The sequence below is a fragment of the Vibrio halioticoli NBRC 102217 genome, assembly GCF_000496695.1.
Lineage (GTDB): Bacteria > Pseudomonadota > Gammaproteobacteria > Enterobacterales > Vibrionaceae > Vibrio > Vibrio halioticoli.
In genome coordinates, this window is the sequence record NZ_BAUJ01000085.1 from 1 (window position 1) to 15151 (window position 15151).

19 protein-coding genes and 1 pseudogene are annotated in these 15151 nt (G+C 40.8%); all 20 read right to left on the reverse strand.

Annotation, left to right across the window (positions count from 1 at the left end; translation table 11 throughout):
* Positions 1–263: 263 nt before the first annotated feature.
* Positions 264–1064 (reverse strand): AraC family transcriptional regulator, encoded by an 801-nt coding sequence (locus tag VHA01S_RS17185; protein WP_039971349.1) that lies wholly within the window; start codon positions 1062–1064, stop codon positions 264–266.
* Between the two features lie 16 nt (positions 1065–1080).
* Positions 1081–1692 (reverse strand): LysE family translocator, encoded by a 612-nt coding sequence (locus VHA01S_RS17190; RefSeq protein WP_023405616.1) that lies wholly within the window; start codon positions 1690–1692, stop codon positions 1081–1083.
* A gap of 9 nt (positions 1693–1701) precedes the next feature.
* On the reverse strand, positions 1702–2340 hold the full coding sequence (locus VHA01S_RS17195) for a molybdopterin-dependent oxidoreductase (protein ID WP_023405617.1): 639 nt from the start codon (positions 2338–2340) through the stop codon (positions 1702–1704).
* 15 nt (positions 2341–2355) lie between these two features.
* Positions 2356–3108 (reverse strand): formylglycine-generating enzyme family protein, encoded by a 753-nt coding sequence (locus VHA01S_RS17200; RefSeq protein WP_023405618.1) that lies wholly within the window; start codon positions 3106–3108, stop codon positions 2356–2358.
* On the reverse strand, positions 3105–3509 hold the full coding sequence (locus VHA01S_RS17205; protein WP_023405619.1) for a DUF2000 domain-containing protein: 405 nt from the start codon (positions 3507–3509) through the stop codon (positions 3105–3107). Before VHA01S_RS17205 ends, VHA01S_RS17200 begins: the two co-directional genes overlap by 4 nt.
* Positions 3478–4143, reverse strand: coding sequence for a hypothetical protein (locus VHA01S_RS17210; RefSeq protein WP_023405620.1), 666 nt, complete (start codon positions 4141–4143; stop codon positions 3478–3480). Before VHA01S_RS17210 ends, VHA01S_RS17205 begins: the two co-directional genes overlap by 32 nt.
* 532 nt (positions 4144–4675) lie before the next feature.
* Complete coding sequence (locus tag VHA01S_RS17215; RefSeq protein WP_023405621.1) at positions 4676–5425, reverse strand: metallophosphoesterase family protein; 750 nt, start codon at positions 5423–5425, stop codon at positions 4676–4678.
* A gap of 109 nt (positions 5426–5534) precedes the next feature.
* Positions 5535–6404 carry a PhzF family phenazine biosynthesis protein gene (locus VHA01S_RS17220; protein WP_023405622.1) on the reverse strand — a complete coding sequence of 290 codons (870 nt, stop codon included), beginning with the start codon at positions 6402–6404 and terminating at the stop codon, positions 5535–5537.
* A 173-nt stretch (positions 6405–6577) separates the two neighbouring features.
* Positions 6578–6838, reverse strand: a complete 261-nt coding sequence (locus tag VHA01S_RS17225; protein WP_023405623.1) for a helix-turn-helix domain-containing protein — start codon at positions 6836–6838, stop codon at positions 6578–6580.
* The gene (locus VHA01S_RS18815) at positions 6828–7016 is read right to left on the reverse strand and encodes a type II toxin-antitoxin system RelE/ParE family toxin (protein WP_023405624.1); all 189 of its coding nucleotides are present in this window, start codon (positions 7014–7016) and stop codon (positions 6828–6830) included. Before VHA01S_RS18815 ends, VHA01S_RS17225 begins: the two co-directional genes overlap by 11 nt.
* Before the next feature lie 909 nt (positions 7017–7925).
* Positions 7926–8291: a hypothetical protein gene (locus VHA01S_RS17240; RefSeq protein ID WP_023405627.1), complete on the reverse strand. Its 366-nt coding sequence runs from the start codon at positions 8289–8291 to the stop codon at positions 7926–7928.
* A gap of 378 nt (positions 8292–8669) precedes the next feature.
* Positions 8670–8885 carry a hypothetical protein gene (locus VHA01S_RS17250; RefSeq protein ID WP_023405629.1) on the reverse strand — a complete coding sequence of 72 codons (216 nt, stop codon included), beginning with the start codon at positions 8883–8885 and terminating at the stop codon, positions 8670–8672.
* A gap of 69 nt (positions 8886–8954) precedes the next feature.
* Positions 8955–9917: a DUF3150 domain-containing protein gene (locus tag VHA01S_RS17255; protein ID WP_023405630.1), complete on the reverse strand. Its 963-nt coding sequence runs from the start codon at positions 9915–9917 to the stop codon at positions 8955–8957.
* A 271-nt stretch (positions 9918–10188) separates the two neighbouring features.
* Positions 10189–10401: a hypothetical protein gene (locus tag VHA01S_RS17260; protein WP_023405631.1), complete on the reverse strand. Its 213-nt coding sequence runs from the start codon at positions 10399–10401 to the stop codon at positions 10189–10191.
* Between the two features lie 73 nt (positions 10402–10474).
* On the reverse strand, positions 10475–11434 hold the full coding sequence (locus VHA01S_RS17265) for an AAA family ATPase (RefSeq protein WP_240432783.1): 960 nt from the start codon (positions 11432–11434) through the stop codon (positions 10475–10477).
* A gap of 82 nt (positions 11435–11516) precedes the next feature.
* Positions 11517–11765: a hypothetical protein gene (locus VHA01S_RS17270; RefSeq protein ID WP_023405633.1), complete on the reverse strand. Its 249-nt coding sequence runs from the start codon at positions 11763–11765 to the stop codon at positions 11517–11519.
* Between the two features lie 10 nt (positions 11766–11775).
* Positions 11776–12927 (reverse strand): lambda-exonuclease family protein, encoded by a 1152-nt coding sequence (locus tag VHA01S_RS17925; protein ID WP_023405634.1) that lies wholly within the window; start codon positions 12925–12927, stop codon positions 11776–11778.
* A 425-nt stretch (positions 12928–13352) separates the two neighbouring features.
* Positions 13353–13967, reverse strand: a pseudogene (bet, locus tag VHA01S_RS18820) (phage recombination protein Bet); the annotation flags it as partial.
* Between the two features lie 85 nt (positions 13968–14052).
* Positions 14053–14325, reverse strand: a complete 273-nt coding sequence (locus VHA01S_RS17285; RefSeq protein ID WP_023405636.1) for a hypothetical protein — start codon at positions 14323–14325, stop codon at positions 14053–14055.
* A gap of 76 nt (positions 14326–14401) precedes the next feature.
* Positions 14402–14809, reverse strand: coding sequence for a hypothetical protein (locus VHA01S_RS17290; protein WP_023405637.1), 408 nt, complete (start codon positions 14807–14809; stop codon positions 14402–14404).
* Positions 14810–15151: the final 342 nt, after the last annotated feature.

Sequence of the window (15151 nt, forward strand, 5' to 3'; positions counted from 1 at the left end):
CACCTCGTTAGTGATTGTACTCACTTAACTCAGTGTCACAGCATTCAGGTGAGTTGAGTTAGGGAAAATAGAAGTAGACAGTTTTACGTTACTTCCAGATGGCGCCATACGGGATGGCAGTGTGTCTTCTTCATACTCTTTACTCCACTCTAAAAAATCACAGAAATTAATGCAGAGGCTCATTCTATGCTAATTTATTTCTGATGAAGAAATTCTTTCTCATATACAAAGGAGAAATTAAACACTACAAGAGCTAATGTGGATCAATCTTTGTATTGAGCTGGAGTAGCAGCTACTAGCTTTTTGAAATTGCGATGAAAGTGACTTTGATCATTGAACCCTAATTCAGTGGCAACTGATACAATATTATGTCCTTTTTTTAGTAATACTTTCGCTTCATTTATCCGCATGGCAATTTGCATGGCATGAGGGGTTATCCCATAAGACTTTCGAAAAGAGTGGATTAGGTGATATTCACTTAATCCAGAGTGTTGAGCAATCTCTTTAATTGAGATATTGTTTTTGAAGTTGTCTCGAATAAAGCGATGAGCCTTAGCGATATTCGCTTTTGTTAGGCTCAACTCGTCGATATGTAGGGCGTTAGTGTTACGAAATAAACTGGAGAAAAATGTGATGCTTTCTTCCTCCACCTTCATATGGTCGACATTGTTTATGATTGAGTCTGCCAATGATTGAAACTGATAGTAGAGCTCTGGAGAATTAGTATAGATACTCGAGAATGGTATAAAATTTTTTGACGAATTATTTACGATCATGGATTGTATGTTACCCAACCAATCTGGGCACACATACAACATTTTATAGCTCCAATTCGTATCCGGAATGGGGTTACATGAGTGTACTTCCAATGGGTTCACTATGACAAGAGAACCCATTTCAATTTTTCTGTCTATATTGTTGTTAAAATAATCACTTTGGCCTGAGTCTACCGACCCAACAGAAAACTCTTCGTGAGTATGTTTACCGTAACATGCGTTTGAATTAGTGGAACAACGCAGTTCTATTGGAATTATATTGGATCGGTAGAATTGCTGTTTTGCCATATCAACTAATACTGTTTCAACTAGATACAAAGAAAGTATATATAACTGTTAACGCTAGTAGTAGCCCCATAGAAATATTAAACGTCCTAAACTGCTTAGGGGTGCCTATAATAGAACTAATGGTAACCCCAAGTAGTGCCCACGCTGAAATCGAAATGTAGCAAACGACAAAAAATATCCCACAGAATAAAAGTAATGTCTCCTGTCCTACGTTTTGTCCCGTATAAAAAACTGAAATACCAGCAAGAGAAACAATCCACGCTTTAGGGTTCAACCACTGACACATCATCCCCTGCAAGAATGATGGCGCAGCACTGCTTTCTTCTGAGCCTTTACTTTTGGTAGTCAGTTCTTGGGTCGCAACTTTATAGGCGAGATATAATAGAAAACCTCCTCCTACATACGTCATCCCCTTTGTTAAATATGGCGTATTAGTCATGAATTGCGATAACCCGAATCCCAACAAAAACAAAATTGACACGAACCCGAAAGTAGCACCAGTGATATGAGGCACGGTACGGGTATATCCGTGATTAGCTCCTGTTACAGTGGCTAAAATGTTTACTGGGCCCGGTGAGATCGAAGTGACCAAGGCATAAGCTGCCATCGCTATTGTTAGTGAAATCATTATCGTTCCTTAAAATTCAGTTACTTCACCAGTACCATCGATGAACCGATGCTCTTGTAAATCAACGATTCGGTATCTTTTTGGCTTGATCTTGCCTGTCTTACAATAGCCCGCTTTTCCTTCCCAGTACCCCTGTTCAAACTCGTCGGTTATATGTAACTCAGATAGACACTTAACTCCCTTATAGCGATATAATGAGAAATCAACCAGCCTGATTGGATACCCCTCTTCCAACGACAAAGCCGCACCATCAATATCCCAAATGATCATTGCTCGGTTTTCAAAAGCGTTGCTAAGTTCGATGGTTGAGTCATAAACTCCTTTTGCTGTACCTAAACTGAGTTGTTTTAGATTGTAGCAACGATATCTTGATGGATTGATTCCCAAATAATCGAATAGATCTTCCAGTAAGATACCCGTCCAGTTTCTTCTTATACTCCAATTGCATACACAAACAACTCTTCTATTTTCTGTAATCGTGGCTATATTTTTGAGCTTTTCAAATGTAATTTGAATTGGTGACGACTCGTAAGGCAAAAATAGCTTCAGGGTCCAAGTAGACATATCTATAGCGTCAAGTGATTCTGGTGGTCCTTCTTGATAATAACGAAGAGAAGAAGGTTTCTTTTCAATATGTGGCGTTTGCATGTTTCGAGTATCCCCTTATAAATTTTTAACGCAGCGCAATCCGACAATGTTGTCTCGTACTGTTGGTGGATAATTATCTCTACATGTACAACGCATATAGTCCTCATCATGAAGACCTGATCCGCCACGAACAATGTGATCTGCCTGTCTCTCACTGATATAGACAGGATCTGAATGAGCCTTGTCCCATGAATAGTTAGGCTGGTAGTTATCCTGGCACCACTCAGCTAAATTACCCCCCATGTCCATACACCCAAATGGAGAACGATTTTGCGGGTGGGCATCCCACTCAGTAGAACATCTATCAAACTCTAATGGTTCACAGTCTGGAGCATAATTAGCTATTGAAGGAGATGGCTGGGAATCGCCCCACGGATATAGCCGATTATCGTTACCTTTGGCTGCAAACTCCCACTGGGCTTCTGTTGGGAGCTCTTTTCCAACGAAATTTGCGTACGCCTCTGATTCATACCAGCTTATCCCTGTCACTGGCTGTTTCGCGCCATTCCACTTTGAATTGCGCCAGTACAACGGCTCCGTTATTTCATTTTCTTGAATGAATTTAAATCCTTCTTCTGACCAATACTCTGCTCTTTCGTAGCCTTTTTGATTAACAAATACCGCAAATTCTTCATTTGTGACAGGATGGACATCAATAAAAAAATCACTCAATGTAACCAAGGACACGGGTTGCTCATCAGGACTTAAATCTGAACCTCGTTGATATGGAGAACCGGACACGAGTACCATTTCTATTAATTTATTCATCGCATTAACCTCATATTTCCGGTGTATTTCGCAATCACTTTCTTATCTCCATAGACGGCTATACCAAGGTACTCAATATCTTTCGCTTCAGTCCCAGCAATAGCACTTGAATACTCCTGATAATTTTTTGTCCCTTTAGCCACATTCGAAAAATCCACGAGCGTTGTTACAGGTTGGAGCTTGTCTCGAATAATTTTGATCTCGTCACTACTGCTGGCCAGAATGGGAATAGGAATTCGAGTTATACCAAGATGCTCTCCACCATCTCGGTTTATAATACTCTCACCAACCAGTTCAGGGTGAACCTTACCTAAGCTAAGGGTGAGTACCGCAGCAGTGTTTGCTATAACTCCTAATGAGAGTTCCTTATCAATAACTAGGACGCACTTGTTGCTTTCCATTATCAAATTCCTTTTGAGTGATTGTATTTTTAGAAAATGCAGCCCATGTCATTTCAATATGTAGGGGCTGAGAGATGACGTTGAGATTGTGAAGGTTTATTGCATCGATATTTGCGAGACAGCAATCTACTCTCCCTGAGGCGGCTTTTTGGGCACCAACGCTTGTGGAGTCAATAAGCTGCACATCAATTTGAGATTTACGTATACCAGAAACTCTTTCTTCAGATGATTGTATGAGGTCTTCTAATCTTGATAGTGGTGCATGGTGAGACGCTATAGATATTGTCTTCTTACTCGATATTTTAAATGTCAGTTCAGAGATATCTTTACATGCCAAGTAATAGGTAGGAGGAGCAAAAAAAAATGAACCTAAAAGGAGCGTTTGATTATTCATGTAGAAGCTATCGACCCTTTGATATGCATTTGCAACGAGGAGTAAACATGTATCATTGGACTCTACATGCTCTGACGCTTGTTCAAAGGTACTGAATAATAATATTTCTAATTGCTCTCCAATAATACTGGATAGATATCTTGCGGCACATTGGCTGCTTGAGCCTTCTGGTCCCAGTGTTGCTATGGAGGTTATGTGCGGGGTTTGCCTAAGCCAAAAATTGTCGTTGTTTGGTATCATTATGTAGTCCTTTTACGTAATGCCCTACACAATAAAACCCTTACTAACGTCAGTATTGTACAAAATTGTTGTTTACTTCCTCAATTTTGAGTGTGGTCAAAAAGTAAGCTGCATACTTAAAAAGCTAGTCATCGATCGTAATAAATGCCTCGAAAAATCTGCACCAAAGCTTGGTCATTTGTTCTAGAAAAAATAGAGTTTGCCACCCTAAAGGGGGATGGTTAAAACTGTAGGAAACCTTACAACAGGTTGGGAGTACGCACAGTACCTTCACGCATAGACGCCCCCCATGTACACAATAATGCCTATTGATCATTATGACTTGGATAGAAGTTGTCCCCGATTTCTGTCACGCCTTTTTGTAAGTGACCATTAGCAAAAGTACGGTGGTTTCAGTGGCACGATTCACCACTGAGTAATTACGTTAACACCGAATAGGGCAAGCCTTGTTAGCCGATCTGCTGGATCAACTTACTTTTTGACAAAGGCGTGTCAGTTGGGACGGGGCAACGTAACCGCGACTATGAGCTTGTTAAAAACAGCGGCCAGTACGTAAACAATTCACCCAATCATTTCGACGTCTTTCTGAGGCTCGCTTTATTGCTCGGTCGTAGTCATAGCCAACTCTGTGCAAAGAGATCTCCCACTCTCCACCCTGTTCCCTCCTCAGAGTGGCATAGGCCGCTTCAGGTGTACTATTCTGGATTGTGTGTGGAACAGGCTCTTCGTCAGCATATGCTTGGAGTCCGATACTGCCCGGATTAACATCAATCTGCCCCGAAGATAAACTCAGTATTCGCGGTGTGTGACTGTGCCCACATAGTATTATTTTCGAGGTTACCGTACCCAATAGTTCGAGTATTTCAGCTTCACCTCTTAATAGGGCGGAACCTGAAGAGATTTCTTCCGTCAAATAGATCAAATCGTCACAAGGTGTGCCGTGACAGGCATAAATTTCATCATTAACCTCGAAATCGAAAGGTAGGCTTTTGAGCCACTCCATAGGCGTTTCACCAAGGTCATCTAATACAAACTTCATTGTAGGATTGGATGTAATTTCGGCGTCGGTTGACTGATAGATTTGCCTATCTTGATTACCGGATATCGTCAGGGCATCTAGGCTGCATAAGTAGTCAAAAGTTTCTTTGGGTTCTACCGGACCGTAAAAGGTATCTCCCAAGTTCACAAAAGTGGTTATACCCTTTGCATGAGCACCTTCCACAACAGCCCGTAAGGCATAAATATTACTATGAATATCAGAAATAACCGCATACGCTTCCATTTACCACTCCTTGGTACAGCTTGCTAAAATACAATAACAATACACTTGCGGCGGGTATCTATGCAATGAGCTCAACTAGGCTTCACTGTAAACCAAACATAGAAAATAGCTATGTCGCCTGTACTACCACGTGTTGCCGCCCTACATGCTTCGCCATTCCACCTACTGCAATCTTGGCAACGCTTTCCTGATGGCGAGTAACGTAAGCATGAATATGAGAAGTGCACTTCATCGCTCTACCTTGTTCAAATAGAAACCCATCGCTTGGGGCTACATGCTTGGTGAGATAATAAGCTAGAGCGCCAGACGAACTGCCTGTGGCTGATTCTTCAGGTATACCCACTAGAGGTGCAAAGTTTCTACACCTCGCTGACAGTCCCTGTCCGTGAGAGCAAAGTTCAAAGACATGAAGTCCAATCAAGCTATGCTCTTGGCAAAACTCAATGATTGCGGAATGATTTGGCCTTATCGAATCAAGCTGACCGCTTGGTACTGCCACTATTAGGTCGGCAAGTCCCGTAGATATGGCCTTAATCGGCAAATTTGTTTCTTCTAGTAAATGCCTACTTAAGCCAATCAAGTCACAAATATCCTCGGCTTTGTAAGTGCCCAGTTCCTCAGGTGGTTTTTGAGTAAGGATAACCATCCCATCAGAGTTAACCTGAACTTCTAACAATCCTGCCTTGGTATTCTGCTTGTAAATACCTGCGGGCAATATGCCCTTTTGATGCATTACTGAAAAGGCTGCTAAGGTTGCGTGTCCGCAAAAATCCACCTCTTCCGTTATCGTAAAGAACGAAACTTTGAAGTCTGCTTCGGTATCTCGTGAGACAAAAGCTGTTTCAGGAAAACCAATAGTTTGAGCGATTGTCAGCCGCTGACTATACGATAGTTTGTCGGCGTCGAGAACAACACCCGCTGGATTTCCTCCTTCCCCGTTTGCTACAAACGCTTTTACCAGCTCTACAGTCAATTCCATTTGTCCAGCCCTTTATGATCCAACGTCCTCACACATTACAGGTATTAAGAAAACTAAGTCAAGTGGGACCTAGCAGCCAGAGGGCGCTAGGTAGCCCTAGCACACTTTGGGGCATTTTTGATTTAGAAATGGCAGTGTCTCAAAGTCATCGCTGCCAATTTAGTATTGATATATTATTCTTGTACACCGCACTGCGTCCCTACAAACAGGGCAAGCGAACTCAGACATAAATCTTTGCCAGATTTCTCTAAATTGGCAACTGATGGCTGGCTAATGCCCATAGCTTTAGCTATTTCTACTTGAGATAGATGGGTGAGCTCTCGAAGCTCAGCAAGTTGAATGTCAAGAAGCATATCCGCTGCTTTTTCTTTAGCGACAGCAAGTGCTTCTGGTGACATTTTTGCGTCAAGTGCGCTTAATGGTTTACTTTTCATTTTTAAGCTCCTCTAAATGCTCATCAAATTCTGCATCAGCAATCGGAATCATCCTTTTGTAGAATCTCTTATCGCCAGTTTTATCACCGCCACATAAGATAATTCCTGTTCTTTCTGGGTCAAAAGCAAAGAAAGCTCGTATAGGTTTCCCATTGCTTTGCACTCGCAACTCTTTCATGTTGCTGTGCTTTGAATCTTCCACAGTGTCAGCGTATGGTCTACTCAGTTGAGGCCTCTTTCAACAAGAACCTGGATGCATGCGCGGACTTAATTTGATCGCTTTCATCTAGTGATAGAAACCACTCGTTAAAAAGTGGTCTAGTTACAACATTCCACATGTTTTATCTTTGCTTCCTTAGTATAGATTTGTGTCTATATACAATCACGTCAACTTTAATAACTACTCAGCCCTACAGATAACAAGCGCAAAGTTTATGGTTAAGCAATGCCTCGATTACAACAAAACAGTCTGAATTGGGCACACCTATTCTCAACCCATAGTTGTCGGGTGGACGACAAAATGCATTTGCATAGGGTGTTTCACCTGACGCATTACTACCTTTTCGGATAATCTCAGTGTAAGTTAAAGCAACGGCACGTTGCGTTGATTCGTAGGGAACGATAGACAACTTTGGCGGTGTTTTCATTGGTTTAACCTCTTTTCTCCATCTACATAAATGCTATCACTAACTTGAAAACTCCAAATTTAAATAAAAAAACGCACCTCAATAGATGCGTTTTTTTGGTCTATGGCCTGTAGTTTCCAACCGTTGCCATCTTAATGTGCCCAGGTAGAAGTACCCGCACAGTTTTGGTTGGACGCTAGAAGTTACTAGCGTTCTATTCGATGAACTGAATCAATGTAGTATCCACTTTCAATACTTTTTGTTTTAGCCATTTCAGCTTCAAACTTTGCTTCAGCGGTCTTCTGGTCAGTCGCTTCACACGTGAAAAGGGTTGGTGATCCACCTTCGTAGTGCCAAATGATACCAAACATCGGTTTCGTAATTGTCTTGATGCATTTGTTTTGGCAAATGCTGTTAATGCAGTTTGGACACACAATACAACTTCCTTTATGATTCAGTTGTTAGATTGACACATCACTGTTTGTGACAACAAATGAGTGCTTCTGTCCGTTGATCTCAACTTGAATATCAAGTGGGGTATCTTGTACTACACCATACGACCACAATATATTTCTCAAGTGTTCAGGTACATCTTGAGATTGGCATGATTTAATATCTTCAAACTCACAAAAACATAAGTTTTTAGGAAATAGAACTTTTAATACTTCAATACGAACGGGCATATTGTCTTTTAATAAAGCTGATACACCCTTGCCATCAAATGTTATTTCGATAGCGTATTGCTGTTCAGTATCTTCGCTTGTAACTGTTTTAAAAAAACCTACCATGCGATGGTTTTTGTCTACTTCTAAAGTAAATGTATTCATAATGATGCTCCAAAATAAACGGAGTATCACCCCTTGTGGGAAGTGATACCCCGCAAGGTTGATTACAACTCAATTGAACCAGAAGCTAGTTCTGGTGTTGTTGAAGCTAGGTTGGGTACGAAAATACCGATAGCCAATTACTTCAATTTTCTTAATAAAAAACGCACTTGGATAGAGATTTTTGTTGCTGAAATAATCCGAATTACAAACTAATTCGTAGATTTCAGTATTATCTTTCTCGCAAATAACCTTCCCACCTGAGTTCTTCAGAATTGAATTTAATTCTTTCAAAAACAGACGGTGCTTGCTCTGTGCATTCATAGAAGTGCCCCATTTTGTTATTCATTTCATCACGACAACGGAGAGTAGAACCGCGATTTATGAATCGAGTAGGGAAGCTCTAACTAAATGCAGACACATTAAAGCGATAAGCAAACCCGATATTTGCAATGACAAATACTCACCAATCATGTTTTTGAATAGCTGGCTATTCTCAAACAGGCTTGGCCATTCTGTTTGTTGTAGTTGAGCAACAGGAAGTGTCGCAGCACTGATACCGATTAGTGCTAATAAGATAATCATTAAGTAACGCATAAGTATTCCTCAAAAAAACGAGGAATACCCCGCAATGCGGAGTTATTCCTCGCATTGGGTGGTTTAGATCTAAAAGAACGTACTGTTTTCAGCAGGACTTGTACTTTGATTTGAATTATCAAAATCAAAGTCAAAATCTGAATCAGACAGTGGAGTTTGTGTTGTGGTAACTATTGATTTAGCAGTAAGAACCACAGGTTTTTGAAGGCTACTCATTAGAGCAGCTAACTTATTTTCATCTGACATTCGATATAGCAGACCAGACAATATGTTAACGTCTGTTATTTCTAGTTTGCCTGATGATGGCATTTGAGCTTCAATTGCTTGAATTTCACTGACCAAAGTATTAAATCTTGAATCAAGGAACGCTAGACCGTCGATTTTCTCTCTAAGAGATTTCAGGCCACGAACATTCGTTTGATTCGGGTGAATAGCTCCTGTTAGACTCTTTAAGAGCTGGCGAGAGTTTTTCAAAATGTCTTCATCTAATGTTTGCGTTAGACCGTCAACTTGGTTATCTAAACCAGTGTCGGCTTCGGTTATAACATTGTGTGCAGACTGTACTTGAAACATTGAGTAAGTTGCTGTTATCCGCTTTTCGACTTCCTCCGTTGGAGTAAGTGCCTTGCGAAGAATCGACTCATAAGCAGGGAACTTACCAATCCAATCATCTTGAATAGAATCGTGTCTTAGCAGGTAATTTGCTTTTTCAGTTTCAAATTGCTCGACAATCACAGCTAATTTCTTAGCAATACTATCGGCTTGGTCGGTAGGAATGGCATAACCGCCTAAGAACGGTATGCCAACGCTTAAACACAATCTTTCAGCTTGACGCTTTAGTGTGCTAAACACGTTTAAGGCTTTAGGATCGGTAGTGTGTTTGCTACCCAAGTTCACAACCTCTTTTGGAGGACGTTCACCTGCAATAGATAAATCACTATCAGCTAACTTTTTGCGACCTGTCCAGATCGAGAAATTTAGCTGTACCGCAATAACATCGGACAGTATCCGAGGGGCTTTTGAAGTGGTCATAATGGTATTTCCTTTTTAATAAAAAAAAGGGCGTACCATCCCCATAGGGCTAGTACGCCCTATGGCTGTTTTAGATAAGTCTGCTAGACGCTAGTTCTTATCGTTGTCTTTCGTCACTTTTTTGCTTTTTCAGCTTTATCGTGACTCCATTTTGATAGTTGAGGTGAGTATATGGCCATCAACCCAATTGCCACACCAACTACTAGGATTCCGAGTAATACTGTTGTGCTACCCATAACTCCAGTCTCCTTTGCATCATCTAATGATCAGTTTACTTATCATGCAGACGATAAGCAATGTAAGTAAAAAACAATCCAATCAAGGCTAACAACACGGTATCAACCGAGTAGTTCGCTTTAATTACTTCAATAAAAGCTGCGACATATGCACCAACACCAAGATTATTGATGTGTTTACCGATGCTACCGCGATGCTTCTTAAACCGATCACTGATATAGGCAAAAAATAGATACAAATCTAACATATTAACACCTTCAGTTTATTAAGAAGGTACTTACCCCAAGCGGGGTAAATACCCCTTTGGGTTTAAGTGCTGATTAACTATCAGCAGGTTTAAAAGAACCACCAAATAGACCAATGGCCCAAGTTTGGATAGCTTCTCGTTCTTCTTCTTCAGAACAACGATTTAGTAACGCCCGATCAAGTGAATAACTTAATGGGCATCTAGCACCTTTATTACGCTGAGTTTGTATCGCCCAACGAATTAAAGTACGAGTAGAGAAGGTAACTGAAAGCTCAACATTAGCTTCTTCATCACCTTTAAAGACTTTGCGAACCTTATTGGCCAGCTCAATCATATTTTCTCTAATTTTCTTCGGAATAGCGGGAGCTACTTTTTCCAGAATTTTTGTTTCAATTACTGGATCTGAATAATCCACTTTGATGATGTTGAATCTATCCATAAAGGCCAGATTCAAACGTTGAACACCAACGTACATCCCGTCACTGCCAGAGCCGTTTGAGTTAGATGTTGCTATAACTCGAAAGTTGGCATGAGGCTGGATAATTTCGCCATCCAATTGACTGATCACCAAAGGTGAGCCTTCAAGAATCGCATTCATGTTGGCCAGTTCCGCAGGGTCCATTAGGTCAATCTCATTCAATATTAGAATGTGCCCTTCCCGCATAGCCTTGGTCAAACAGCCATCCATCCATACAGTGTCACCTTTGACCATGATCCATTGACCTACTAAGTCCATAAACTCAGTAGAACCGCCACAGTTAAAAGATTGAACAGGATAATGGAGTCTTGCAAAAACTTGTTCTGCTAATGAAGTTTTACCAGAACCAGTAGGGCCAGTAATAAGCAAACCATCACCAAAAGAACAATCAACAAAGTTGATAACGTCACGCAGAGTTTCACGGCGGAACACGTATTCTGTGTTCAACATCGGCACGTTAGGGTGGTTACAAGGTTCAAAACCTTGAACACGTACTTTTGTACCCGTAAAACCAAATGCATCCATTGGATACAATTTCTCTTTGAGATTTGTCATAAGTGTTCACCATTTAATAAAAAGGGCAAACACAAGACCCCAACGGGCAAAGTATTTGCCCTAAGTGGGTTTCAAATTTTAGTTAATTAAGCAGTTCTGAATCGCTGTCTACGAGCAGATCTACATAATCACCAAAGTAGCTTTCAAACACGTTAATCGCGTGTTTGTGGTCACCTTGTTTCATACGATCAATAACTTTTTTAGAGTCATAACCTAGTCGATGAGCTAGCTTGGTTGCTAGGTTCATCACAACAAAAATATTCCCATCGTGCCCCGATAAATCGAGTGTCACTTTAGGTATCTTCTGTTGAAGTTTCGCTTTAATGGCCATAATGCTTCTCCTAGAAAAAGACATTATGTGAAGATTTCTCAAAGTAACTCTTAGCTTGTCGAGGCTGCGCAATCACAACGTCTTCAACTTCAGGTTCTTTTTGAACTTCAGGTTTTTCTAGGCCAGGTATGCTTTCTGGCTTAGTAGGTAGTATCGGTTCAGGTTGAACACTCACAACACTCGTTGGAGCTGATACCGGCTTTTCTTCAGGCTCGACAGTTGATACACGAAAATATGTACTACTTTTCTTCGTGTGACTGTTAATCATTTGAGGTGGTATCACCACGTTCAACTGATCTTCAATGTCAGCAATGAGCTTTTTGTAATCAATGCTACCTTTACGTTCAACGCGAGTAGCACGTATTCCATCTTTATCGAAAGTTTGTACATCATCAGGAATTTGTGCAGTAAAATATTGCTCAAGCTCTTTAACTTCAGCTTTTGCTTGTTTTACCTTAGCTTCCAATTCAGACAAGTCTTTCGATTTGACTTTGTAGCGGTTTACCTTGCTTTCCCATGAGTTGTCGGTTTCTTCAAGGTCGTAAACAACCTTGTCTCTACCTTCAATCATTGGTGGTGGTGTTTTGGTTTGAACCAAATTCCAGAACGTTAGTGCCGCTTCTTCTGCCTGTTTAATGAACGAGTCATTACGGCGAATAGCGGTGCTAATCGGTCTTTTACCACGAAGATAAAAGTACAATTTTCCGTGTGGCGCATCTGTACAATTCAATTGCCATTGCACTTGTGATGCATACATAAGGAAGGTCGGTGCTTGCCCTTTAAGCTCAAGAATCTCGTTATAGATCTTCTCGCAAGGACATTTGATTTCTAAAATCTCTTTGTCAGAACCGCTTTTATACAGTCCATCCAATGAAGCCTTAAACAGCTTGTTATGGTCAGCTTCTACACACACAGGCATATAGGGCCGTCCATACTCTTGTTCTACTGCATCACGCGCTTCAGGTTCTTGCTCAACTCCACGTTGAACGTGCCAGCTATTGCTAAGATCAGCAGGTTCTTTCAAACCCACCAATTCAGCCCAAAGCTCGTAAGGTGTTTGGTAGGCAGATAACCCCATAATTACAGGAATCATAGAGGCAGTAATACCTTGTTTCCGCCACTCAAACCACGCATCACTGCGCTGAACATAATCAACAATCATAGTGTTTACTCCAAAAAAGAGGGCACACTATGACCCCGTAAGGGCAATGTGTGCCCTGATAGGGTTGAGTAGTATTATTCTTTAAAAACATCATTAAATGCGGCATTAAGTGAAGTCATTGCATAATCCAATGTTTCACCATCATAGCGTTCATTAAAGTTGTCTTTGGTGGTATCCCATGCTCCCGTTTCACGGGTGAAATTCACCATTTGTTCAATCATGCGAACATCTTTTGATGAAACTCCTGTTATTTCAGGTGTTTCAATATTTTCCGCATAATTTATTTCAGATTGAGATTGTTCAACATGAACATAATCAGCTTCGTCAGTATTAATACCGTTGAAGTCTGCATTGGCCATGTCTGCCATAATCTCTTGTTTAACTGGTGACGCAATCTCTAGTGGCTGTGACTCCGTATTAAGCTCAATGCTTGGTTGCGAAGAAATAGTTTTCGATTGTGCGTCCAGAATGCGATCAGCTTCGTCTTCATCGTAGATGCCAACATAGCCGAGAGCGAGTCTTGCACCTTGGATAGTAGCCTTATGGCGTAACATACGTTTTGTATGTGATTGCCAAGGGCCTGCAAATGCCTTTTGTCCCAACGGTGTTCGATAGACTTCATCCAAATACTCACGAACAGAGATTGGTCGAGTTCTATCTTTTCTGTAGATAATACATTCAATCCACTCAGGACAAGGTTTTGCACCTCGCTCTGTTTTGATTTCGGTTGAAGTGCGAAACTCCAAACCATCAAATTGCGGATGTGAATTGATGATCCGTGACCATCCATCAACACCAACCACAGGGATGATGCCGTTTTGTTTATCTGGAAAGGCGTAGATCTCTTTCGTAAATGGGTTAAGACCGTATTGATCGGCCACGATTAAAAGAGCCATCATTTGCTCATTTGTTGGTGGTTGACCATTACGTTGCTTAAACGCTGTTGCCTTTAACGTGTCCCAAAATTTCTGAGGTTCAACGCCAAATTTTTCAGCAATCTTGCCGATTAAGGTTTTCTTAGTAGATTGTGAATTACTCATAACCTAACTCCATATCATAAAAAACGGAGCTATGCCCCAACGGGGAATAGCCCCGTATGGGTGGAAGAACTTAGTTAAAAGTTCTTTATAGAGTGGATAACCAGTGGCTAAAGTCACTCTTATTTTGCGATTTCAGATAGAACAATTCTCGTTCTTCTTCGTACCGCTGGATAGCTTCAATACGTTCAAGCTCAAGCATATCTGCTTCTTCTTGACGAACATCAACCATCACTTTATAAGCCTCTAAATACTTAGACTCAATTTCTACATTGGCCCAACAATCACGGCTAATACCGCCATTGATGCGCTTCACGTAGTGATTCTTAACGAAATTTTCGATTACTCTGAAGATTCTCATAACATAACTCCATATCATAAAAAAACGGAGCTATGCCCCAACAGGGAAATAGCCCTGCGTGGCTGGTTAAACTTAATTAAAAGTTTGTTTGATGAGTCTGTATAGGCTTAATGCCTTTAAGCACTTCGAGACTCATGGGGTAACACGTATTGGTCTCTTTACGAGCGTAAGCTGGAACATCCATTAAGCGTTCGCCCAAGGATACTTGTTTCAAACTTACTTTCTGTTCAGATTGAATACGAGGTCGGGGTAGCGTGTAATGAGGAACGGGTGGTTCTGGTAAAACACGCAAAAGCATATTTTTGACGAAGGGTTTAAAAAACCGCAAGGTCTTCAATATGACTACACAGCAAAGAACGGTCGGTAGAAGTAGTAAAAACGCTGCTAGCAATTGAGCTGTGTTGTTTGACAACGACATTAGAGCGATAACCGCAATAATGGCTAAGATTGATTTAACAATCATCGAAGATGAAAGATTGATCATAAGTGTCTCCAGTTTTCATAAAAAAGGGACACTTAGCCCGTAACGGGAAGGTGTCCCGTTTGGGTGGTATCACGTAGAACGTGAAGATCAGAAATGTGTGAACGTAAAAGTAGATTTTGGCATCGCTACTTTCGCAAGTTTTCAGCCTTGCTATGCGGTAAACCGCCGATATATCCAGTTAAAGAACTGAAGCCAACTCTCAATAAGAGAGCGTTTAGTGAGTATCTTTTGCAAAGAGAACTTTTTAAGTATTTTTAAATATAAGCAACGTTATGCAATAAAATCAAGATTTCTTCATATCCTTTACCACTACACATCAACTCTTTTGAATTCGATATAACG